Raw genomic sequence first — 22,499 nt, forward strand, 5'->3', positions numbered from 1 at the left:
ATATTATTTTAATCTTAATTAAACCTTAACTATTTGAAATTATTTAAGTCTTTTTTCTAATTCTTCCTTTTCTTTTTCATAGCCTGGTTTTCCTAATAAAGCAAACATATTTTTCTTATAGGCTTCTACTCCTGGTTGGTCAAATGGATTAACTCCCAATAAATATCCACTTATTCCACAAGCTTTTTCAAAGAAATACACTAAATACCCAAAATTATATTCATCTAATTGAGGTATATTTATTATTAAATTAGGCACTTTTCCATCTGTATGAGCTAATAGAGTTCCTTCAAAAGCTTTATGATTAACAAAATCTACAGTCTTACCTGCTAGATAGTTTAGACCATCTAAATCTACTTCTTCTGAATTTATAGTTATATTTCTCTTACAGTTTTCAACATTAAGTACTGTCTCAAATAAAAGTCTTTTCCCATCTTGAATATATTGACCCATAGAGTGTAAATCTGTTGAAAAATCTACAGAAGCAGGGAATAAACCTTTATTTTCTTTTCCTTCACTTTCACCATAAAGCTGTTTCCACCACTCACTTACATAATGTAATTGAGGTTCGTAGTTAACTAATAGCTCTACATCTTTTCCTTTTCTATGTAAAATTGTTCTAGCAACAGCATATCTATAACTATCATTACTTTTTAAATCAGGATTTTGAAATGCTTCTCTGGCATCATTTGCACCTTTCATCATAGCATCAATATCAAGACCTGCAGCAGCTATAGGAAGTAATCCCACTGCTGTTAATACAGAAAAACGACCACCTACATCATCTGGTATTACAAAAGTCTCATACCCTTCTTCTGTAGCTAATTGTCTAAGTGCACCTTTACTTGAATCTGTTGTTGCATAAATTCTCTTTTTCGCTTCTTCTTTACCATACTTTTTCTCTAAGTAGTCTTTAAATATTCTAAAAGCAAGAGCTGGTTCCGTAGTAGTTCCTGATTTAGATATTACATTTACAGAGATATCTTTGCCTTCAATTACATCCAATAAATCCATAATGTATGTTGAGCTTATATTATGTCCTACGAAATATACTTCTGGAGCCTTTCTCTGTTCTTTTTTAATTCCATTTCTAAAAGAATGGCTTACCATATCTATAGCAGCTCTTGAACCTAAATAAGAGCCTCCTATACCTATTACTAGAAGAACATCTGAGTCAGATTTTATCTTTTCAGCAGATTTTTTTATTCTATCAAACTCTTCCTTATCATAATTTTCAGGAAGGTCTATCCAATCTAAAAAAGTATTTCCTAAACCTGTTTTGTTATGTAACATGTCATGCGCAATATCTACATATGGTTGCATAACATCTATTTCGTTTTGACAAAAAAACTCTGTAGCTTTACTATAATCAAAATTTATTTTTCCCATTTAAATCCCTCTTTTCAGCATATTCGTTTTAAAGAGATTATAACACAAAATATGGGTGTTTTTTTTAAAAGTTTGCCACAAAATTGTACATATATCACCATTTGTTATTAGGAAATCGGTTCTTCTAAATACTATAACTATCTACAAATTATAAATTTTTAATCAAATAAAATTATGAGAAATCATTACTTGTCTGAATTTTTAGTAAATACTAAAATACCTTCATTGTGAATAGGTATACACCCAATATAACTATATTATAAATAACTAGTTCAACAAAAAGAAACTCTAAACGTATCATTTAGAGTTTCTTTTTTTATTGATTTTCTATTTTAATTCTTATATTATCTTTAATCATTTCCCAATCTCTTAGCTATAACTTGTTGTGCTATGTTGACAGCATGGTCAGAAATTCTTTCTAGATTACTTATTACATCCAAATAAATAACTCCATTTTCTATACTACATAGATTATTATTTAATCTATACATATGATTAGCTCTACAAGATTTCTCCATTATATCAACCTGCTCTTCAATTTTTATAACCTTACAAGCCAAATCTACATTATCCGTTCTCATTGATTCCAATGCATAAGTATATGCTGAAACAACTTTATTGTACATAACATCAAGTTCAGATTGTCCTTCTTCTGAGAAAGAAATATTTGAATCTATTGCAACTTGTGATAACTCAGCTATATTTTTAGCATGGTCACCAATTCTTTCTATATCATTAACTGTATTAAACAATGTATCTACAACTTCTCTCGAATCATCATCTAAAGGTGCCTTTGAAAGTTTAAGTAAGTAATTCAAAATAGCTTTCTGCAAGTCATTGATTAATCTCTCTCGTCTATATGTCTTGTCTATTTTTTCAGTTGAATGTTCTACTAAAGCTTCCATAGATGCATTTAAACTTTCCTTAGCTTTTTCACCCATACGAAGTGTTTCTTTTATCGTATTTGCAAGTGCTATAGAAGGAGTTTCTATCATTCTATCATCTATATATTTAATAGTCTTAGCTTCATCTTCATCTATATCGCCTTCTTTATCAGGAACAAGTTTTATTGCTAACTTTATGATAATCTTTGTAAATGGTAAAAGTATTAAGACAGATATTATATTAAACAGAGTATGTGTATTAGCTATTTGTCTTGCAACATTACTTGGGTCCCAACTTGTAACCATATTTACTACTGGTTTGTTTAATAATATTAAGAATATCACCGTTCCTAAAACATTAAAGATTAGATGCATCATAGCTGCTCTTCGTGCGTTTTTATTGGCACCAATACTCGATAACAGTGAAGTTACACATGTACCAATATTTTGACCATAAAGAATTGGCAATGCTGCAGATAATGGCACTAGACCTTCTGCCGCTAATGCAACCAACATACCCATAGAGGCACTTGAACTTTGTATTATTGCTGTAATCCCAAATCCCAATAATAATCCAAGTAGTGGATATCTACCAAATGTAACTAGTAAGTCAGTAAAGCCTTGATAGTCTCTTAGTGGCTCAACTGCCATTTTCATAAAATCCATACCTGTAAACAATATACCAAAACCTATAAGTATTTCGGCTATATTTTTTATCCTAGGCTTATTTCCAAATAAATAAAGTATAATACCTATACCTAATGCTACTGGAGCCATACCAGTTAAATCAAAAGATACCAATTGAGCTGTAACAGTAGTACCTATATTGGCACCCATTATGACCCCTATCGCCTGTTTTAAGGTCATTATACCTGCATTTACGAAACCGACAACCATTACAGTAGTAGCACTTGAACTTTGTATTACTGCTGTAACTCCTGTACCTACTAAAACTCCCATAAATAGGTTACTAGTAAGTAATTTTATTATCTTCTTTAGCTTTGTCCCAGCAGATTTTTGTAGACCTTCTCCCATAAGGTTCATACCATATAAGAACAGACCTAATCCACCCATTAGACTTATTATAATGTTCAAATTATTTCCTCCTTGTAAAGAGATTACTGTATCTAAAAATTTTATAACCTATTGTATTTTATCAAATTATAGGAGTAGTAATGTTAAATTTATGTTAAATATTAAAAAATCATTAAATTTATGTTAAATTTTTGTATTATTAGTGTATTTTTGTATTATTTTTTCTGCACATTTTATACCATCAACTGCTGCTGTAACTATCCCACCTGCATATCCTGCACCTTCACCACATGGATATAGATTCTTAACACTTATTGACTCTAAAGTATTCTCATCTCTTACTATTCTTATTGGCGATGATGACCTAGTTTCTACTCCAGTTAAAACAGCATCATACATTGCAAATCCATTCAATTTTTTATCAAGAGATATAAATGCCTCTCTCATAGTTTCTGTTACAAAACTAGGTAAACATTCACTTAAATTTGTAAGTGTATATCCAGGTCTATATGATGGCTCAACACTTCCTAAATTTGTAGAGGTTCTATTATTGATAAAGTCTCCAACAAGTTGAACGGGTGCATTATAATTTTTTCCACCTAATTCAAAGGCTAATTTTTCATATTTTTGTTGGAAATGTACACCTGCTAGAGGATTATCACTCTTAAAATCTTCTGGAGTTATATTTACTAAAAATGCACTGTTTGCATTTACTTTATCTCTTGCATGTTCACTCATACCATTTGTAACTATTTCAAAATCATTTGATGCAGATGCTATGACACTACCACCTGGACACATACAAAAAGTATACGCTGTTCTTCCATTTGAAACGTGCTCTATAAGTCTATAATCAGCCGCTCCTAGTCTCGGATGATTGTAAAACTCCTTATATTGTGCTTTATTTATTAAATCTTGTGGGTGCTCAACTCTAGCTCCTATTGCAAAAGGTTTTTGAATTATTTTTACACCTCTTGAATACAACATTTCATAAGTATCTCTTGCACTATGCCCAACAGCTAATATAACTGTATCTGTATCTATTTTTTCAGTATCATTTATTGTTACAGATTGTATAGAATCATTTGATACAACTACATCTGTAACTTTTGAATTAAACCTAACTTGACCACCTAAATTTATTATTTCATTTCTTATATTTTTAACTACATTTTTTAATATATCTGTTCCTACATGTGGTTTATGTGAATATAAGATTTCATCTGGTGCTCCAAATTGAACCAGCTCTTCTAATACTTTTCTACATCGTATATCTTTTATTCTAGTTGTAAGTTTCCCATCTGAAAAAGTCCCTGCTCCACCTTCTCCAAATTGAACATTTGAATTATTTTTAAATTTTCTAGTTGTCCAAAAATCACTAATATCTTTAGTTCTATTTTCTACATCAAGACCTCTTTCAAGTATGATTGGTTCATAACCCATTTGAGCCAAAATCAAACCTGCAAACAAGCCTGCTGGTCCACTACCAATTACTAAAGGATTATTCTTTAATTTTTTATTACCCATGCTTACATTTACATATCTGAATTCCTTTATTTTTGTTACATCTTTTATTTCTGAACTGAGTATTTTATTTTCATCTTTAACTTCTACATCTACAGAATAAACAAACTCCATTTTTCCTTTTTTTCTAGCATCTATAGATTCTTTATATATACTGTATTTGACTAAGTTTTTTTCCTTTATTCTTAGCTTCTTAAGTACAATATCTTTTAATAAAGATATATCTTTATCTATTCCAAGTTTTATATTAGATACTCTTAACATATTGTTTTCCTCTCTTAGATTGTAATATAAAAAAGCTAGGGTTATTCCTAGCTTTCTACAAATATAACTTCTATATTCTCTTTTACTAGATTTTCTACCCAAATCTCGTCTAACACAAAATTCTTTATTTTATTTACAACAATTGCTTTATCTAAATCTTTTTTCAAGTTTTTTACTAAGGCCATTGCTTCAACTGACTTATTCAATCTTTCAATATACAGAGAATTCACTTTAATTAATACAACACTTAATTCACACACATATAATTCTTCACTACCTAAAGTAATTTCATCATTATAGTTATACACGCTAAATTCATGTACATTTTCGTAAGGTGTTATATTTTCTATTCCTACATAGTCCATTTATTTATCCTCTTTTAGTTATAAGACCTCTTATAACTTTCATGTTATTAAACACTTTTTCTAAGAAGTTTTCTGCTTCTTCATTATCTAAAAGATTTATTTCAAGGTTATCATTTTCTATAATACCTTTAGATTTGCAGTATTCTTTTGCTATTTCTGTTAGTTCATTTTTTTTATCCATAGATAAATCGAACTCTTTATAGTCTATTATTATATATTGTTTGGTATCAGGTGATACACCATTATTATATCCTATTTCTATATGATAAATAACTGCATATATTTCTTCTCCATTGTACACAGGTACTGCTGGATTAGATTTTATAAAGTTCGTTGACACAGCAATTGCATTTCCTAAACTAAGACTCATTATTAATACCTCTTTCTCAACATTATACATATATTATACTATATATTCTTTATCTATGACTTAAAGCTTTTTATAATTAATTAAGATATTTTTAAATCTTTGTATCTTTTTCCTAACGTACTAGAACTTATATCATATTTTTTTGATATTTGTACTTGAGTTATAGGTTGTCCTGCTTCTTTCTTAACATAATATTCAACAGCAGCTGCCCAACCATTTTCAGCTCCTTTTATATTTTCATGTTTTTTCTTATACTCATTCCAAAATTCTATACAGGCATCTATATTTTCTTCTTCTACATTTTCTTTAAGAGTATCTAAAACTTTACACTCTATTTCAGCTAATTCATTTTCTGAATTAACTTTTATGCCTTTCTTATCTCTTTCTCTCTTTAAGTATTCAGCTATACTTGGGTCTAAAAGCTGTTGTATATACTTGTATAGTATATGTGTATGATAAATTAAGAAAGTCTTCATATCTTTGTATAAGTCTTGATATTGATTAAATAAATTCATAACATCTTTTAATATTATGTCTTTAACTTCATTTGATATACTTATAGTTACATCTATAAGTATGTTAGTTCCTTCAATATCAATAATTCTAGCTATCATACAACTTCCGCTTTTAAAACTTCTTAGAAGTTTTACATCTTCTGTGTAAAGTTCATTCCCACTTAGACAATCTTTTAAGGCTATTCTTCCCACAGAAACTTCTTTTACTTCATAAATACTTACATATGATTCAAATAGACTTTTTAATATTGATACTTCTGATTGACTTAGGTTTGCACCATTTTCTTCAAGAAACCCAACTGTCATAACCTTTTTATTTTCCATTATGTGGTCTTGTATTAAATAAGTATTAAAAAATCTTTCAAACTTTTCATTTACACTATCATTTTGCATTATATAAAACATTTCTTTAGCTTTTTCGCATTCGTCTTTGAATTTATCCTGTCTTGAATAATCATATAACTTTGAATATAAATCTGTATATTGTTTTTGTGAAAGTTCAGTTTTTCTGCATGCTCTTTCTGAAACAATATCTTTATTTAAACAACACTTCTTGTATTTTTTGCCACTTCCACAAGGGCATAGCTCATTTCTCCCTAACAATATGACTTCCACTCCCTTATTATTAAATTAAAGTACAATTTGTTATTATACCATTTTTTTATTAATCAATCTATAGTATAAGTAAATATTCTCTTAAATTCACTTATATTTTGGTATAATATATTAACTTTAATTAGGATTTCGATAAAATCACTAACAATCCCTCTTGTAGAAATGGATTATCGTAAAACTAATTCCTCTATAAAATTTTATTAATTGATAATAGTTTTTTACTTTATCTATTCTTTTTTGTTATATGACTCTAATTGTCATTTTACATTCAATAATATTGTCTTTTCCTTGTTCATACTTATTAGAAATGTTTTGAACATCTAAATTACTCGCTTTCAATTTGTTAATTTCTATTTTTTCAAGTTTATTATTTAAATTTAAATTCTTCATTAAACCTTCAATTTTCAATACATTCTCAAGTTCACCATTAACTTTTATTTCTAAATTAACTTGTTTTTTATTATTATTATCTAAGCTGCTTTCTTGGTTAATATATTCTATATTTACTATATCTCTCAATTTATTTTCTACTAATAACACCATATCTTTATCTGTTTTTTTATCTAAAAATGAATTATTAAAATTACTTTTCAATTCTTCATTTCCATTTAATTCAACATTTTCTATATATTTATCATCTTTATAACTATTATCCTTTATTTGATAATTATCTTGCTTATTTATTTTATCCATTAGATTTTGTTTTTCTTTCCTCAAACTAGTCAAGTTTTTTTCTAGTGGACTTAATATTATATTAGTAGCTAATACAATAATTAATATGAACAATATTTTAAGTAGATTTTTTTCTCTATTATTTAATCTCAAAAACAATCACCCATCTAACTTTTTATTCTAAATTTGTAATTTTCTCCATCTCTTACAATACTGTCTATATAATAATCTTTTATGTAACTTATTTTTCTCAGATTATTTAAAATATCTAAATCATTACATATGCCTTCCATTTCCAGCTTATTTTTATCTATTGATATTTTAGTAATGTTATTTATTCCTACAATTTCATATATTTTTTTTATTTCGTTAAGTTTTATTTTAGAAAATTTCTCTCTAGTCTTTTCAGCAACTGGTATAGTCTGTTTTGGTTCATTTATTGAATTATTTTTACTTATATAATTTTCAAGTTCATTTATAGATTTCATATAAATAAACGACTTAAATAAAATACATGTTAAAATTAAAACTATTATTACTTTATATACCTTATTACAAGGTTTATTTTCTTTTAATCCATTGAGAAAATTCATAGTTTTACAAGATTTCATTTAAACAAGCATTCCTATACTACTTATATAATTTATACTGCTATTTTCTAAATCTCTATCAAAATTATTTTCTATTTTTACTTTATCTTTTAATTTCAATGGACTTATTTCTATATACCTATCTGTATCTTTAAAGCATTCTTTAATAAAATAATTTTCTATCCCATAGTAATAGATGCACTTAAAACTACTTAATAGCTTCTTTACTGATTCATAGGATTTTATTTCTTTTGATAGTAAGTATGTTTCTTCTATTTTTTTATCTCTTGTTATATTTATAATGAACTGATTTTTTTTACACTCTATAAAAATCCCTTCTTCTAAAAAATTTTCTATCAAGTCTAAGTTTATGAGTTTTTGTAATATATCAAAATTTATATTTATGACCTTTGGATTTAAGTTTAGATTTGTTGAAATGCTCTTAATTAATTGAATAATAATCTTTGGAAAAAGAACTACTTGTATATTCAATTTCCCATGACTAGAATTTATAACTTTATATTTTATTGAATAGTTGTTTATATTTATTGGAATGTATTGTGTTATTTCAAATTCAATCATATTTAATATATCTCTTTTTTTCTTAGTGTCTAGAATCTCAATATTTCTAATTACTATGTCTTGAATTTGGATATTAAAGTATAAATTTTTATATGATATTTTTAATTTACCTATCTCCTCTTTTACAAATCTAACTACATCTTCTATGTATCTAATCTTAATAATATCTTTACTATCATTTTTTATATTAAAATTTATCTCTTTTGTGACTGATTTATCTATAAAAATTTTTTTGTGATTTTTTCTTAAAAATACAATCCTTATGTAATCATCATTTATCTCTAAATTTAAAATTTTTTTAATTACAACCATCTCCTTTGATTAAAATATAAAACTACATAGATGTAAATATTACTTTGGATAGAATTGTTTAGAATTTACATTTACACTTATATCTGCTCCACTATCACTTATAACAAGTTCAAATTTACCTGATGTACTTTGAGGAACTGGAACAGTATTCAAATATCCTTTTTCCTTTAAAGATTCTACGCTTAGAGATTGTGTTATGTTTTCATCATCATTAATAGCCATACTTGCTGCTGTTACTATATTGGCAGCATTTGTATAATCTGCATTTAGTTTTGCACTTTCTTGAACCTTACTGTACTTAACTAATGCTATACTAGATATAACACCTAAAATTGTTACTACTACAATCATTTCAACAAGTGTAAATCCCTTTCGTTTTTTATTTATCAATTAAATATTCTCTCCTTTTAAAAATTTTATTAGATAAAATTTATTTTTTTCTTAAAAACTAGTAACTGCATCAAACATAGGAATAACCATAGCTAAAATAAAAGTTCCAATAATTAATCCCATAAAAACAATTAAAATAGGCTCTATAAATTTCATTATTTGCTCTATTTTATTATTTAATTCACTTTCATAGAATTTATTTATTACATCTAAGCTTTTATCTAGTTTTCCGCTTTCTTCTCCTGTATTTGCCATTGAAATAAATAATTTAGGAAAAATATTTGCTAGATTCAAGGACTTACCTATACCATTTCCTTTTTTTATATAGTTATTGGAAATCTTTAGCCTTTCACAAATAAACTCATTATCTACTACACTTGCTGACATTTCTATAGCTTCCACTATTTGTATTCCACTACTAATTAAAATAGACAAGGCTCTAGAAAATCTGGTTGTAGCTACTAACTGATTAATTTTTCTTATAAAAGGCATTTTAAATTTCAGAGAATTAATTAATCTTTTTACATTATCATTAGTTATAAGAAAATAAATGGTTGCTATAAAAAATAATAAAAAGCTAAGCATAAGATAACCTAGGTTATTTGTAACTATTGTGGATATTCCTATTAAGACTCTAGTTATTAAAGGTGGCTCAATTCCATTACTTGTAAAAACCACCTGAAAGTTAGGTATTACAAATACGAATATAAATATCATTGACACGATAGATAATACTATAAGTATTATTGGATAGATTGAAATATTTATTATTTTCATTTTTAATTTGTATTCTTTATCATAATAATTAGATAAATCATTCATTATTACATCTAGGTTTCCACTGGTTTCTCCTGCTCTTACCATGCTTATAAAGAATTTAGAAAATGTCCCTGTTATCTGAAATGATTCTGCTATTGAGTTACCTTTTTGGATGTGATTTGATACTATATTAAGCAAATTTTTTACTTTTTTACTAGACTGACCCTCAATGACTTCAAATATCTTTGTAATTTCACATCCAGATTCTAATAATATACCTATCTCTTTGCAAATTACTCTAACTTCTTTATCACTAACTCTATTTAATATTAAATAGAATTTTTCTAAATTATAAAATATACTTTTAGATAATCTCATGTACTATAATTCCTTCCAAATTATATTAATTGCAATTAAATAAACTCAATATTTTTTAATTTAATACATTCAATTTTGTTTCACTTAAATATAACTTATGTTCAAACATTTTAATTAAATCATTTCATTTACTACTAGACATTCTTCTAATGTTGTTATTTTTTCATTTATTAGTCTTTTACAACTATCTTCAAATGTTATCATTCCATTTTTTTGTGCCACGTCTTTAATAGCACTAGAATCATCCATATTTCTTATACATGTTCTCATGTCATCATTTACTTCTAATATTTCATAAATTGCCGTTCTTCCAAAATACCCTTTGTCATTACATCTTTCACAGCCTACAGCTACTTTAGTATTTACATCTCCACTAAAATTATCTTTTATCATAATCTCATGACTACAATGATTACAAACTTTTCTAACCAATTTTTGAGATATAACACCTATAAGAGATGCATTTAAAAGATATGGTGGTATTTGCATTTCTAATAATCTAGCTATAGAAGACACTGCATCATTAGTGTGCAAAGTACTTATAACTAAATGACCTGTTATAGCTGCTCTTACTGCTATTTTAGCAGTTTCTGCATCTCTTATTTCTCCGACCATTATTATATCTGGGTCTTGTCTTAATATTGCTCTAAGACCCACATCAAAACTTAGTCCTACTTTTGAGTTTACTTGAATCTGACTTATACCATCCATCTTATACTCTACTGGATTTTCTATAGTCATTATATTTTTATTTATACCTTTTAAATCATTTAATAGGGAATATACTGTTGTAGTCTTTCCGCTACCTGTAGGTCCTGTCACTAGTAATATTCCTGCTCTTTTACTTATTATATTATTTATAGATTTTATCGCTTCCTCTGAAAAACCAAGTTCTAACTTATCTTTTAAGAAAGAGTCTCTATTAAGTATTCTTAAAACAATTTTTTCACCATATACAGTTGGTATTGATGAGACTCTAATATCAATTAAATTCCCTCCTAACTTTATATCCACTCTGCCATCTTGTGGAAGTCTTTTTTCCGTTATATCCATTGAGGCCTTTAATTTGACTACAGTAGATAATGATGGATATATATCAATTAAAAACTTTGATACTTCTTTTAGTTCTCCATCTACTCTCATTCTCACTATTAAATGCTCTTTAAATGGTTCTATATGTATATCACTTGCGTTTTCTTTTATAGCTTTATCTAAAAGATTTTCAAATAATTTTTTTGCATAATCTTCATCAAGTTCAAAGTTATTGTAATATTTATCAATCTTCTCACTTATAAGTTCTTTTTTCTCTTTTTTCAATATAATTTCTTTACCTGTCGCCAATCTTAAATCCTGTAGAGCATATATATCTTCATCTTCTATTTCTACTACTAAATTATCATCTTGAAATTCTACTGGAAATACATTATATTTTTTTGCTAGCTTTTCTGGTATTAACATTGGTAAGCTGCTTTCCTCTAATATAATCTTAATCACCCTTTATATACTTTAATTTATTAGGTATATTCATTTTTTTCATAGAGATATTTTCTTCAGTTTTTATACTTACTTTCATTGGATAAGTAGTTTGTATACTATCTAAATATTTACTGCCTTTATCTACATAATTAGATAGTTTATTTTTATCCCCAATACATTTTATTTCATAGGGCTGTGCCACAGGAACTCCATTTATGTTTATATGACTTCCTGCAAGTACAACTTCTGAGTATTGATTGATTCTTTGACCATTTATTTCTATGTATTTTCCTCCATTTACTTTTAATTCATTTATGACTTTTACAAGTATTTTATTATAGTCTATACTATTTGCTATATTCCCTGTTTTTTCATCTATAGCATCTATACTTACTACTATTCCACTGCCTTTCACATCTGAATATGATAAACCATTTCTAAGATTTTCTATTTCTGAGATTTCTTCAGAATTTTTTTGATTTTTTTTCATTGAATCAATTTCTTCATCTAATCTATCTTTTTCTTTTGTTAATTCTTTTATAGACTTTCTTGTCAATTTTATTTCTTTTCTTATTGACTTATCTTTACTTGTATAAACTGTTTCTTCATTACTATAATCTCTAAATATGGTTCCAACAAGTATACCTAAAATAGTACTTGCTAGTATTATAAACACATATTGTTTTTTCATACTGTATTACTCCTTACAAATTTATTTTTATATGATAATTTTCTTTGATTAAATATTGAACATTTACATATGTTTATTATATCAAACTTATATATTAAAATTCATCTTTAGTATATAATATCATACATCAAAAAAAGCAAAATGGCATAGCTTCAAAGCTACACCAATTTACTAAAAATTATATTTTATAATTAACATCTAATTTAAGATATTTTTTTATACATTTTCCTCGTATTTTAAAATTCGCTTAACTAGTTTGTCTCTTAACTTTCCAACTTCATCAAATCTCATATTAGGGCTATAGTAACTTTCTATAATATCATGTTTAGATTTAGCTCTCTTAAGATTTAACACAGCCCAACAAATTAAATCATCCAAAACTTTCTCGTCAAATTTAATATCTTCTTCATATTTAAGTAATTTTTCTCTATTTAAAAATTGATTTAAATTAATTGTATCCTCTTCTTTAAAGGTTGTGCTTATAGTTATACCTATATCTAGGTCAGTCAATAGCACAGTCTCAATTTTTTCTGGAATAAGTGGATAATGATAAACTTCTACATTTAAACCCTTTTCAATAGCTTTCTTATACACTTTGTTTAATAGTGTAGTCTTGCCAGTGCCTATTTCTCCATCCAAATAATAAACCTTATTTACATCTTTTAAAATATTTTCTGTATAATCTAAGCATCCTACAGGAGTTATGGCTGAGCCAAATAAATGCTTCTCTCTTCTCAAATTCCCTGTGCTCTCAACTCCATCAAACAATTTTTTAATAAATTCTTCTGTAACTAGATTCACTTTACCATAATCCATACAGTCAGAATATTTTTCCTCTATGTCTCTAAAAATTGGTTCTGATGCTTTTAAAAACTTAAATGCTCTTTTAAATGCGTTACTAATGTCTTTATCGTATGCCGATATTTCTTGTCTATTTTTTTCTAACTCTTCTGTATTCCAGTAATCGCCTAAATTAATTATCTCATCTAAAGCTCCTGGTAACTTTGGGTCCATAGTGTGTGGAGCAGTTGCATCCATAAGTACCACGCCTAATTCCTTTATAACTACACCGTCCAATGAACTTGGGTCAGAAGGACAGTTATATAATTCAACATCATATCCTCTACTTAAAAATTCTTTATAAATTTTTTTCATAAGTGAAGATTTTCCCACTCCAGGACCACCTTTTAAACAAAAAACTCTTTTTACATTCTCAGGAATTATATATTCAAAAAAAGAATATGAGCCTTGTGATGTGTTCCCACCTGGAAATGCCTTTTTAACCTTTCCTTCCATATTAGCGCCTCCTCATAATTTACAATATCTCTTAATTAAGATATTAATATTATACGAGTTTTGTTACAGCTTTATGCTTTTGATAAATCTAAAACTTATCATTTAATACCATTGACAAATTAATTTTATATACTTATAGTAGATTCTATACTGTATTATTTAATTTTTACATGCTTTTTATTTGGAAGTATAATTTAGCACTTTATACAGTAATATAGTTGCATATTACTTAAATCCAATTGTTTCTGTTGTAATTTTATGTTAAAATAATATTACAAAATACATCTGTTTTTCTTCAGAAACGGGTGAAATTCCCTATCGGCGGTAAAAGCCCGCGAGCCTTATGGCATAATTTGGTCAGATTCCAAAGCCGACAGTAAAATCTGGATGGTAGAAGAAAATAGTATATGAGTACCTTTATGTAATTTTACATGAGTAATCTATACAACTCCTTCAACTACCGTATTTATTCATGAAATTAAACACATTCGAGGTACCTAAGATGTAGGTGCTTTTTTTGTTGTTTATTTTATAACTATTCTGTACTTATAAAATCTACTATATAAAAGATTGGAGTGTTATCATGAAACAAAAATGGATAGTATTAATTATCATCTGTATTGGTGTATTTATGTCTACTCTTGATGGAAGTATACTAAATATCGCAAATCCTACAATTGCTACTGACTTTAAAATTAACATGTCACAGATTCAGTGGGTTGTAACAGCTTATATGCTTGTCGTAACAGCTACTATGTTATTTTTTGGAAAACTTGGCGATAAAGTAGGCTCAAATCGACTATACACATTAGGATTTTTTGTATTCACAATAGGTTCTTTTCTGTGTAGTATATCACACAACTTGTCAACATTAATTTCTTCAAGAATATTTCAAGCTGTTGGAGCAAGTATTTTAATGGCAACTGGACTTGGTATAGTTTCTAATGCATTTCCAGCAAATGAAAAAGGAAAGGCTATAGGAATTACTGGAGCGGTAGTTGGTATAGGAAATATGAGTGGTCCTGTAATTGGAGGGATACTTTTAGAACATTTCGGATGGCCTTCTATTTTTATTATCAATATACCCATTGGTATTATAGCAGTCTTTCTTGGAATTAAATTTCTTCCTAGACCTGTTTTAGATGAACAAAATAAGAGCTTTGATATTCCAGGTCTTCTGCTCTTTGCGACTTGTACTACACTTATATTACTTGCGATGAATGGAAAAGGAAATACAAGATTGTATCTAGGTATAGCATCACTTATAATCTTCTTATTATTAGCATTAAGAGAAGTAAAGTTTGAACAGAGCTTTATTGACCTACCTTTATTTAAAAATAGAAATTTCACTGTAGGCAATATCATTGGAATTGCTTGTTACTTTCCTCAAATGGCAGTGTCTTTCCTACTTCCATTTTATTTAGAGCAATTAAAAAATTTATCTCCTATGATGGCTGGTTCTGTAATGACTGTCCATCCACTTATTATGGTACTTATAGCTCCTATTGCAGGTTCTCTTTCTGATAAACATGGTGCAAAGAATATTCTAACAGCTTCTTTTTCATTTATGACTATTGCCCTCGTTGGAATGGCACTTTTAAAAGCAGATTCACCATTATCTCTTTTAATTGTATGCTTAGTTATTTTCGGACTTGGTCTAGGTGCTTTTAGTTCACCAAACAATAGTAGCATTCTTGCAGATGTTCCTCCTCAAAAACAAGGATATGGAGGTAGCTTTCTTGCAACAGTTCGTAATTTATCATTTGCTCTTGGTACAGCATTTTTTAGTAGCTTCTTTGCACAAAGCCTTACATATAATCAAAATTTCAAAAGCCATACAGCAGCCTATGTAATAGCTAGTAATCAATCTTATTGGATTGCAGCAGCAGTATGTTTTATAGGACTTATACTAACTATTTTCTTTATGAGAAAAACAGAAAAATCTATTTCTTAAATATGCTAATTTATATTAAATTGTGTAGTTTTTTTAATTTTTAAAAATAAATTGCTAATATTTATTGCTTATAGTCAATAAGGATGCCCGAAAATGTCCATTAAAACCATTTCTAGGCATCCTTATTTTATTTTGATATTAATACGATTAAAGCTAATCTAATGTTATTTTATATAGATTATTTAAACAAGTATTATATCAGCATTTGATACTTTAAATTTAATCTACTGTTATCTCATATCCATGTTGCTTATATTGATTTACAATTTCTTCCCATAATTCTTCAACACCAGTCTTTTTTAATGAGGATACAGGTATTACTTTTTCGCTACTTTCCATTTGTAATTTTTTTCTTATTATACTTATATGTTTTTGATATTGCCCTCTAGATATTTTATCTGCCTTAGTTGCAATAACCACACAGTTATATCCAAAGTGTTTTATCCATTCATACATAAGCTTATCGTCTGCTGTAGGCTCATGTCTAATATCTACAAGTAGAAATATAGAACATAATTCTTGTCTACTTTCTAGATATCTTTCCATTATACCTCCCCATTTTTCTTTTTCAGACTTAGCTATCTTTGCATATCCATAACCTGGAAGGTCAACAAAATAAAATTCATTATTTATTAGATAAAAGTTTATAGTTCTAGTCTTCCCTGGTGTTTGACTAGTTCTAGCAAAATTTCTCCTATTAAGCAATGTGTTTATTATTGATGATTTTCCAACATTTGACCTACCTGCTAATGCTATCTCTGGAACGCCTTCTGCTGGATACTGTGATTTATTCACAGCACTCATAGTTATCTCTGAGCTTCTAATTTTCATTCTTCTCACCACTCTTTAATAAAGCTTGTTCTAGTACTTCATCCATATGTTCTACAAGTACAAACTCCATTTTTTCTTTTACGTTTTCTGGTATTTCATCTAAATCAGCTTCACACTCTTTAGGAATTAATACTTTTGTTATACCAGCTCTATGAGCTGCTAATAATTTTTCTTTAACTCCCCCTACTGCTAAGACTCTTCCTCTTAAAGTTATCTCTCCTGTCATAGCTATATTACCTGGAACAGGTCTTTTAGTAAGTGCTGAAATTACTGCAAGAGCCATAGTTATACCAGCTGATGGTCCATCTTTTGGGACAGCACCTTCTGGAATGTGTATATGAATATCATTTGTTTTATAAAATTCTGGGTCTATATCAAACTTGTCCACTATTGATCTTATATAAGATATCCCTGTCTTAGCAGATTCCTTCATAACATCCCCTAGCTTCCCAGTCAATACAATTTCGCCTTTACCTTTAAGTACATTTACTTCTACTTCAAGTGTAACTCCACCAACTGCTGTCCATGCAAGACCATTTACTAAGCCTATTTGAGGATTAACTTCTGCAAGTTGATACTTAAATAAGTCTTTTCCAAGATATGTTTCTAAGTCAGACTTATTTACAACAACTTCTTCAAGAGTTGGGTCTTCAACATATTTTTTTGCAACTTTTCTACAGATTTTACCAATAGTTCTTTCTAATGTTCTTACACCTGCTTCTCTTGTATAATGATTTATTATACTTCTTAAAGTCTCATCATCCATTTTTATGAAGTTTTCTTTTAAAGCATGTTCTTTAATTTGTTTTGGAAGTAAATATTTTTTTGCTATATTTAATTTTTCTTCTTCTATATATCCAGATACTTCTATTATTTCCATTCTGTCTAACAATGGTCTTGGTATATTACCTAAACTGTTTGCTGTTGTAACAAATAGTATTTTTGATAAATCAAAAGGTATTTCTAAGTAGTGGTCTACAAAGTCCTTATTTTGCTCTGGGTCTAATACTTCTAGCATTGCTGAAGCTGGGTCACCTTTATAATCTGCTGCCATTTTATCTATCTCATCAAATAAAAATACAGGATTTTTTGTTTGTGCTTCTTTTACTCCATTTATTATTCTTCCTGGAATTGAACCTACATAAGTTCTTCTATGACCTCTTATTTCTGCTTCATCTCTAACTCCACCTAAAGATATTCTTACAAACTTTCTATTCAATGCTCTAGCTATTGATTTTACTATAGATGTTTTTCCTGTTCCTGGAGGACCAACTAAACATATTATAGGACCTTTAAGTGATTTAGCAAGTGTTCTTATAGCTAGATACTCTAGTATTCTTTCTTTTACTTTCTCTAATCCATAATGGTCTTCATCTAATATAGCATTTGCCTTATTTATATCCAGCTTATCTTTTGTCTCCTTATTCCATGGCAATGAAAATATAGTATCTAAATAATTTCTACTTACAGATACATCTGGAGACATTGAAGATATTTTTGAAAATTTATCTATCTCTTTTTCTATTTTTTCCTTAGTCGTCTTAGGTGCTTTTATTTTCTTAAGCTTTTCTCTGTATTCATCAGCTTCAGAATTTATATCTTCTTCTTCACCTAATTCTTTTTGTATGGCTTTTAATTGTTCTCTAAGATAATATTCTTTTTGAACTTTATTCATCTGTTTTTTAACTCTTAAAGTTATCTTCTTTTCTATTTTTAGAATATCTATCTCCTCTAATAGTATAGAATAAATAAGCTCAAGTCTTTTCTTAATATCAAATTCTTCTAGTATTTCTTGTTTTTGGCTTGACTTTAGATATATATTTGCAGCTATTGTATCTATAAATCTATCAACATCTTCTATATCAGCCAAAGATATTAATATTTCTGGTGATACTCTATTTCCAATATTTATATACTCTTCGAAGGCATCAAATACATTTCTTACAAATGCTTCGATTTCAATTTCTGTCTCACTATCTAAATTGTCACTATCGAAAACTATTTCTTCTATTACTGCTTTGAAATATCCTTCTTCTTGTTCTATTTGTTTTACTCTACCCCTTGATACACCTTCAACCAAAACACGAACTGTATCTCCTGGTAATTTTATCATTTGTTTAACTTTACAAATTGTTCCTACATGATAAAAATCATCTTCTCCTGGCTCATCGACTTCAGCTTCTTTTTGAGATGTTAAAAATATAAGTTCTTCCTCCATCATCGCTTGGTCTAAAGCTTTAAGAGATATCTCTCTTCCTATATCAAAATTTAGTATCATATATGGAAATATTGCTAATCCTCTTAGAGGAATTAATGGTAATTCATGATCTATTTTAGTATAATTTTGTTCCATCAACATTACTCCTTTTCTCGTCTAATTATTTTGCTTTTAATATTATATATTCGAACAAGTTAATTTTCAACATTAATGATAAATTCTTAGCATATTATATTATTATTTTATTATGATATAATATTAATGTTAGTATACTTAGATGTTATTTATCTTTTGGAGGTTTCTATTATGTTGAAATTGTTTTTAACTTTTTTAAAAATCGGTGCGTTTACATTTGGTGGTGGATACGCTATGGTTCCTCTTATACAAGATGAACTTGTAAACAAACAAAAACTTTTAGAGCAGGAAGAATTTATCGATTTTCTATCCATAGCTCAAAGTTACCCTGGAGTACTGGCAATTAATATATCTGTATTATTAGGATATAAACTTTATGGTATACCAGGAGTCCTTATATGTACCTTAGGCTCTGCTTTACCATCATTTTGTATAGTGCTAGTCTTATCATATCTATATTTTAAAAATTCATCATCCAAAGTTTTAGATGGATTTTTTAAAGGAGTTGCCCCTGTTGTAATAGCTCTTATATTGTATTCTTTTACGAGCATGTTTAAGAAACTGCCAAAGTCTAGAACTAACATACTACTATTAATTATAGCAGTTTTATCTGTTGGTGTATTCAATATAAGCCCTATTTATTTAATAATTGGAGGAGGTGTATATAGTCTATGTCAGAAATAACACTACTCTTTTTAATATTCCTTAAAATAGGAGCCTTTAGTTTTGGTGGTGGTTATGCCATGCTACCATTTATTCAACAAGAATTCATATCTAAATACCACCTTATAACTAATCAAGAATTCTTGGATTTACTTGCTATATCACAATCTACACCAGGTCCTGTAGCAATAAATAGTGCTACATTCGTAGGATTTAAGACTGCAGGTTTTTTTGGTTCTATGTCTGCAACTATTGGTGTAACGGTTTTTGCGTTAATAGGTCTAACTATTATATCAAAGTTATTTTCTAAGTTCAAAAATAATAAAAAAGTAGAAAATTTATTGATGGTTCTTAGACCAATTACTTTGGGATTTATATTATCAGCAGCTTTTTCATCTGCCAAAGAAGTTAATTGGGACTTATATGGAATAATTGCATTTATAGCATCATTTTATCTTTTATATAAAGGAAAAATTGGCTCTATTGCAATTGTATTCGTCTTTGGTATTCTAGGTATATTACTCTCATTTTTATAATGTAGTATCTAGTTTTATATTAAGCATATTAACATAAAAAAAGGAGCTTTTAAAGCTCCTTTTCATCATCTTATGCACTTTCCTCTTGATCCTTAAGTACTATGATAGGATTTACTGAGTCTTCGTTCACAGATTTCTCTGTTACTATAACCTTCTTTATATTATCTCTAGATGGCACCTCAAACATAGTCTCCATCATTACGCTTTCAACTATACTTCTAAGCCCTCTAGCTCCTGTATTTCTTTCTATAGCTTTTTTAGCTATTGCACGAAGAGCACCTTCTTCAAATTCTAGTTCAACATCATCCAACTCTAATAGTTTTTTATACTGTTTTACTAGAGCATTTTTAGGTTCTTGTAATATCTGCATCAATGCATCTTCATCCAGTAATTCTAAAGTAGCTAAAACTGGTATTCTTCCTATAAATTCAGGTATTATACCATATTTTAATAAATCCTCTGGAAGTACTTTTTCATATAACTTTCCTAAATCTAATTCTTTTTTACTTTCTATCTTAGCTCCAAAACCTAGTGTTTTATCTCCACCACGTTTTTGGATTATTTTTTCTAATCCATCAAAAGCTCCACCTAATATAAACAATACATTAGTAGTATCTATCTTTAGGAATTCTTGATGAGGATGTTTTCTTCCTCCTTGTGGCGGAACATTTGCAACAGTACCCTCTAGTATTTTTAGAAGGGCTTGTTGAACACCTTCACCACTTACATCTCTAGTTATAGATGGATTTTCAGATTTTCTTGCAATTTTATCTATCTCATCTATATATATTATACCTCTTTCAGCTTTTTCTATATCAAAATCAGCAGCTTGAATAAGTTTTAGAAGTATGTTTTCAACATCTTCTCCAACATATCCAGCTTCAGTTAATGATGTAGCATCAGCCATTGCAAAAGGTACATTAAGAGTTCTTGCTAGAGTTTGAGCAAGTAATGTCTTTCCAGAACCAGTAGGTCCTAATAAAAGTATATTACTCTTTTGAATTTCTATATCTTTGTTACTAGATTTTTTACTGTATATTCTCTTGTAATGATTATACACTGCAACTGATAAAGCTTTTTTAGCTTTTTCTTGACCTATTACATAATCATTTAGAATCTCCATCATTTCCTTTGGCTTTGGTAATGATGTAGTATCTTCATCTATAGTATCTTCTATCTCTTCTTGAATTATTTCGTCACAAAGTTCAACACACTCGTCACAAATATATACATTTGGACCTGCAATTAATCTTCTTACTTGATCTTGATTTTTACCGCAGAATGAACACTTTAATTGTCGTTTTTCTTCATATTTAGACATATTAACACCTCTCTCTATCTACGGTCTCTTTGTAAATACTTCATCTATTAAACCATATTCTTTGGCTTCTATTGCACTCATGAAGTTATCACGTTCAGTATCCATTTTTATTTTCTCTAATGGCTGACCAGTTCTTTCAGATAATATCTCATTTAAAGTTTCTTTTATTTTTAAAATTCTTTTTGCATGAATTTCTATATCTGTTGCTTGACCTTGAGCTCCACCTAATGGTTGATGTATCATTATTTCACTATTTGGTAGTGCTAGTCTTTTTCCTTTTGCTCCTGCTGCCAACAAGAATGCTCCCATAGAAGCAGCCATACCTATACATATAGTACTTACATCTGGTTTGATGTATTGCATAGTATCATATATAGCCATTCCAGAAGTTATACTTCCTCCTGGAGAATTTATATATAAATGTATATCTTTGTCTGGGTCTTCAGCTTCTAAAAATAATAGCTGTGCTACTATAAGCCCTGCTGTGGCATCGTTAACTTGATCTCCTAAGAAGATTATTCTGTCTTTTAATAGTCTAGAAAAAATATCATAAGATCTTTCTCCTCTTCCTGTTTGTTCAACAACTACAGGTACTAATGCCATGGTTTCATACCCCCTTTATTCTATATAATTTACAGTAGCTTTTTTTGAGCTACTGTAAATTATTATACGCATTTAACTAAATTATATTTGCACATCATTATATACTAAACATTCTATAACGTCAACTATAT

Annotated in this window: 21 protein-coding genes and 1 riboswitch; of the genes, 3 read left to right on the forward strand and 18 right to left on the reverse strand. The window is 28.3% G+C overall.

Annotation, left to right across the window (positions count from 1 at the left end):
- Positions 1–39: 39 nt before the first annotated feature.
- From ACTG47_RS17705 to ACTG47_RS17770, 14 genes are all read right to left on the reverse strand, one after another.
- Positions 40–1,389 carry a glucose-6-phosphate isomerase gene (locus ACTG47_RS17705; RefSeq protein WP_479925530.1) on the reverse strand — a complete coding sequence of 450 codons (1,350 nt, stop codon included), beginning with the start codon at positions 1,387–1,389 and terminating at the stop codon, positions 40–42.
- A gap of 350 nt (positions 1,390–1,739) precedes the next feature.
- Positions 1,740–3,368, reverse strand: a complete 1,629-nt coding sequence (locus ACTG47_RS17710) for a Na/Pi cotransporter family protein (RefSeq protein WP_169467116.1) — start codon at positions 3,366–3,368, stop codon at positions 1,740–1,742.
- Between the two features lie 123 nt (positions 3,369–3,491).
- The gene (locus ACTG47_RS17715) at positions 3,492–5,096 is read right to left on the reverse strand and encodes an NAD(P)/FAD-dependent oxidoreductase (protein ID WP_479925531.1); all 1,605 of its coding nucleotides are present in this window, start codon (positions 5,094–5,096) and stop codon (positions 3,492–3,494) included.
- 47 nt (positions 5,097–5,143) lie between these two features.
- Positions 5,144–5,461, reverse strand: coding sequence for a hypothetical protein (locus ACTG47_RS17720; RefSeq protein WP_479925532.1), 318 nt, complete (start codon positions 5,459–5,461; stop codon positions 5,144–5,146).
- 4 nt (positions 5,462–5,465) lie between these two features.
- Positions 5,466–5,831, reverse strand: coding sequence for a hypothetical protein (locus tag ACTG47_RS17725; RefSeq protein WP_169467110.1), 366 nt, complete (start codon positions 5,829–5,831; stop codon positions 5,466–5,468).
- Between the two features lie 80 nt (positions 5,832–5,911).
- Positions 5,912–6,949 carry a YecA family protein gene (locus ACTG47_RS17730; RefSeq protein WP_479925533.1) on the reverse strand — a complete coding sequence of 346 codons (1,038 nt, stop codon included), beginning with the start codon at positions 6,947–6,949 and terminating at the stop codon, positions 5,912–5,914.
- Positions 6,950–7,201: 252 nt separating this feature from the next.
- Positions 7,202–7,786 carry a hypothetical protein gene (locus ACTG47_RS17735; protein WP_479925534.1) on the reverse strand — a complete coding sequence of 195 codons (585 nt, stop codon included), beginning with the start codon at positions 7,784–7,786 and terminating at the stop codon, positions 7,202–7,204.
- A 14-nt stretch (positions 7,787–7,800) separates the two neighbouring features.
- Positions 7,801–8,226 (reverse strand): hypothetical protein, encoded by a 426-nt coding sequence (locus ACTG47_RS17740; RefSeq protein ID WP_479925535.1) that lies wholly within the window; start codon positions 8,224–8,226, stop codon positions 7,801–7,803.
- A gap of 18 nt (positions 8,227–8,244) precedes the next feature.
- Entirely contained in the window at positions 8,245–9,117 is an 873-nt protein-coding gene (locus ACTG47_RS17745; RefSeq protein ID WP_479925536.1) for a pilus assembly protein PilM, read from the reverse strand.
- Positions 9,118–9,156: 39 nt separating this feature from the next.
- Positions 9,157–9,507: a type II secretion system protein gene (locus ACTG47_RS17750; RefSeq protein ID WP_054271734.1), complete on the reverse strand. Its 351-nt coding sequence runs from the start codon at positions 9,505–9,507 to the stop codon at positions 9,157–9,159.
- Positions 9,508–9,558: 51 nt separating this feature from the next.
- Positions 9,559–10,644, reverse strand: coding sequence for a type II secretion system F family protein (locus ACTG47_RS17755; protein WP_169467099.1), 1,086 nt, complete (start codon positions 10,642–10,644; stop codon positions 9,559–9,561).
- Positions 10,645–10,758: 114 nt separating this feature from the next.
- Positions 10,759–12,102, reverse strand: coding sequence for a GspE/PulE family protein (locus ACTG47_RS17760; protein WP_479925537.1), 1,344 nt, complete (start codon positions 12,100–12,102; stop codon positions 10,759–10,761).
- Between the two features lie 28 nt (positions 12,103–12,130).
- The gene (locus ACTG47_RS17765; protein ID WP_169467095.1) at positions 12,131–12,811 is read right to left on the reverse strand and encodes a DUF881 domain-containing protein; all 681 of its coding nucleotides are present in this window, start codon (positions 12,809–12,811) and stop codon (positions 12,131–12,133) included.
- A gap of 216 nt (positions 12,812–13,027) precedes the next feature.
- On the reverse strand, positions 13,028–14,107 hold the full coding sequence (locus ACTG47_RS17770; protein ID WP_479925538.1) for an ATP-binding protein: 1,080 nt from the start codon (positions 14,105–14,107) through the stop codon (positions 13,028–13,030).
- Between the two features lie 287 nt (positions 14,108–14,394).
- Positions 14,395–14,510: riboswitch (FMN riboswitch) on the forward strand.
- Between the two features lie 180 nt (positions 14,511–14,690).
- Here ACTG47_RS17770 and ACTG47_RS17775 point away from each other — a divergent pair.
- Positions 14,691–16,061 (forward strand): MFS transporter, encoded by a 1,371-nt coding sequence (locus ACTG47_RS17775; protein WP_479925539.1) that lies wholly within the window; start codon positions 14,691–14,693, stop codon positions 16,059–16,061.
- A 219-nt stretch (positions 16,062–16,280) separates the two neighbouring features.
- Here the strand turns inward: ACTG47_RS17775 and yihA are convergent, their stop codons facing one another.
- Together yihA and lon are read right to left on the reverse strand one after the other, a co-directional pair.
- Entirely contained in the window at positions 16,281–16,892 is a 612-nt protein-coding gene (gene yihA / locus ACTG47_RS17780; protein ID WP_479925540.1) for a ribosome biogenesis GTP-binding protein YihA/YsxC, read from the reverse strand.
- Positions 16,882–19,245 carry an endopeptidase La gene (gene lon / locus ACTG47_RS17785; RefSeq protein WP_169467089.1) on the reverse strand — a complete coding sequence of 788 codons (2,364 nt, stop codon included), beginning with the start codon at positions 19,243–19,245 and terminating at the stop codon, positions 16,882–16,884. The genes yihA and lon overlap by 11 nt, the downstream gene beginning before the upstream one ends.
- 171 nt (positions 19,246–19,416) lie before the next feature.
- Between lon and ACTG47_RS17790 the strand changes: the two genes are divergently transcribed.
- Both ACTG47_RS17790 and ACTG47_RS17795 read left to right on the forward strand, forming a co-directional pair.
- Positions 19,417–19,929, forward strand: coding sequence for a chromate transporter (locus ACTG47_RS17790; RefSeq protein ID WP_479925541.1), 513 nt, complete (start codon positions 19,417–19,419; stop codon positions 19,927–19,929).
- On the forward strand, positions 19,917–20,444 hold the full coding sequence (locus tag ACTG47_RS17795; protein ID WP_479925542.1) for a chromate transporter: 528 nt from the start codon (positions 19,917–19,919) through the stop codon (positions 20,442–20,444). The genes ACTG47_RS17790 and ACTG47_RS17795 overlap by 13 nt, the downstream gene beginning before the upstream one ends.
- A gap of 70 nt (positions 20,445–20,514) precedes the next feature.
- Here the strand turns inward: ACTG47_RS17795 and clpX are convergent, their stop codons facing one another.
- Positions 20,515–21,765, reverse strand: a complete 1,251-nt coding sequence (gene clpX / locus ACTG47_RS17800; RefSeq protein ID WP_054271743.1) for an ATP-dependent Clp protease ATP-binding subunit ClpX — start codon at positions 21,763–21,765, stop codon at positions 20,515–20,517.
- 18 nt (positions 21,766–21,783) lie between these two features.
- The gene (clpP, locus tag ACTG47_RS17805) at positions 21,784–22,368 is read right to left on the reverse strand and encodes an ATP-dependent Clp endopeptidase proteolytic subunit ClpP (protein WP_021386274.1); all 585 of its coding nucleotides are present in this window, start codon (positions 22,366–22,368) and stop codon (positions 21,784–21,786) included.
- Between the last annotated feature and the right edge of the window lie 131 nt (positions 22,369–22,499).

The organism is Clostridioides sp. LIBA-6622 (genome assembly GCF_056716095.1).

Bases quoted from the DNA above. Each gene is read 5' to 3' on its own strand.
- ACTG47_RS17705 (WP_479925530.1), bottom strand. From the start codon at position 1,389: ATGGGAAAAATAAATTTTGATTATAGTAAAGCTACAGAGTTTTTTTGT.
- ACTG47_RS17715 (WP_479925531.1), bottom strand. From the start codon at position 5,096: ATGTTAAGAGTATCTAATATAAAACTTGGAATAGATAAAGATATATCT.
- ACTG47_RS17720 (WP_479925532.1), bottom strand. From the start codon at position 5,461: ATGGACTATGTAGGAATAGAAAATATAACACCTTACGAAAATGTACAT.
- ACTG47_RS17725 (WP_169467110.1), bottom strand. From the start codon at position 5,831: ATGAGTCTTAGTTTAGGAAATGCAATTGCTGTGTCAACGAACTTTATA.
- ACTG47_RS17740 (WP_479925535.1), bottom strand. From the start codon at position 8,226: ATGAATTTTCTCAATGGATTAAAAGAAAATAAACCTTGTAATAAGGTA.
- ACTG47_RS17745 (WP_479925536.1), bottom strand. From the start codon at position 9,117: ATGGTTGTAATTAAAAAAATTTTAAATTTAGAGATAAATGATGATTAC.
- ACTG47_RS17755 (WP_169467099.1), bottom strand. From the start codon at position 10,644: ATGAGATTATCTAAAAGTATATTTTATAATTTAGAAAAATTCTATTTA.
- ACTG47_RS17760 (WP_479925537.1), bottom strand. From the start codon at position 12,102: ATGTTAATACCAGAAAAGCTAGCAAAAAAATATAATGTATTTCCAGTA.
- ACTG47_RS17765 (WP_169467095.1), bottom strand. From the start codon at position 12,811: ATGAAAAAACAATATGTGTTTATAATACTAGCAAGTACTATTTTAGGT.
- ACTG47_RS17770 (WP_479925538.1), bottom strand. From the start codon at position 14,107: ATGGAAGGAAAGGTTAAAAAGGCATTTCCAGGTGGGAACACATCACAA.
- ACTG47_RS17775 (WP_479925539.1), top strand. From the start codon at position 14,691: ATGAAACAAAAATGGATAGTATTAATTATCATCTGTATTGGTGTATTT.
- yihA (WP_479925540.1), bottom strand. From the start codon at position 16,892: ATGAAAATTAGAAGCTCAGAGATAACTATGAGTGCTGTGAATAAATCA.
- lon (WP_169467089.1), bottom strand. From the start codon at position 19,245: ATGGAACAAAATTATACTAAAATAGATCATGAATTACCATTAATTCCT.
- ACTG47_RS17790 (WP_479925541.1), top strand. From the start codon at position 19,417: ATGTTGAAATTGTTTTTAACTTTTTTAAAAATCGGTGCGTTTACATTT.
- ACTG47_RS17795 (WP_479925542.1), top strand. From the start codon at position 19,917: ATGTCAGAAATAACACTACTCTTTTTAATATTCCTTAAAATAGGAGCC.
- clpX (WP_054271743.1), bottom strand. From the start codon at position 21,765: ATGTCTAAATATGAAGAAAAACGACAATTAAAGTGTTCATTCTGCGGT.
- clpP (WP_021386274.1), bottom strand. From the start codon at position 22,368: ATGGCATTAGTACCTGTAGTTGTTGAACAAACAGGAAGAGGAGAAAGA.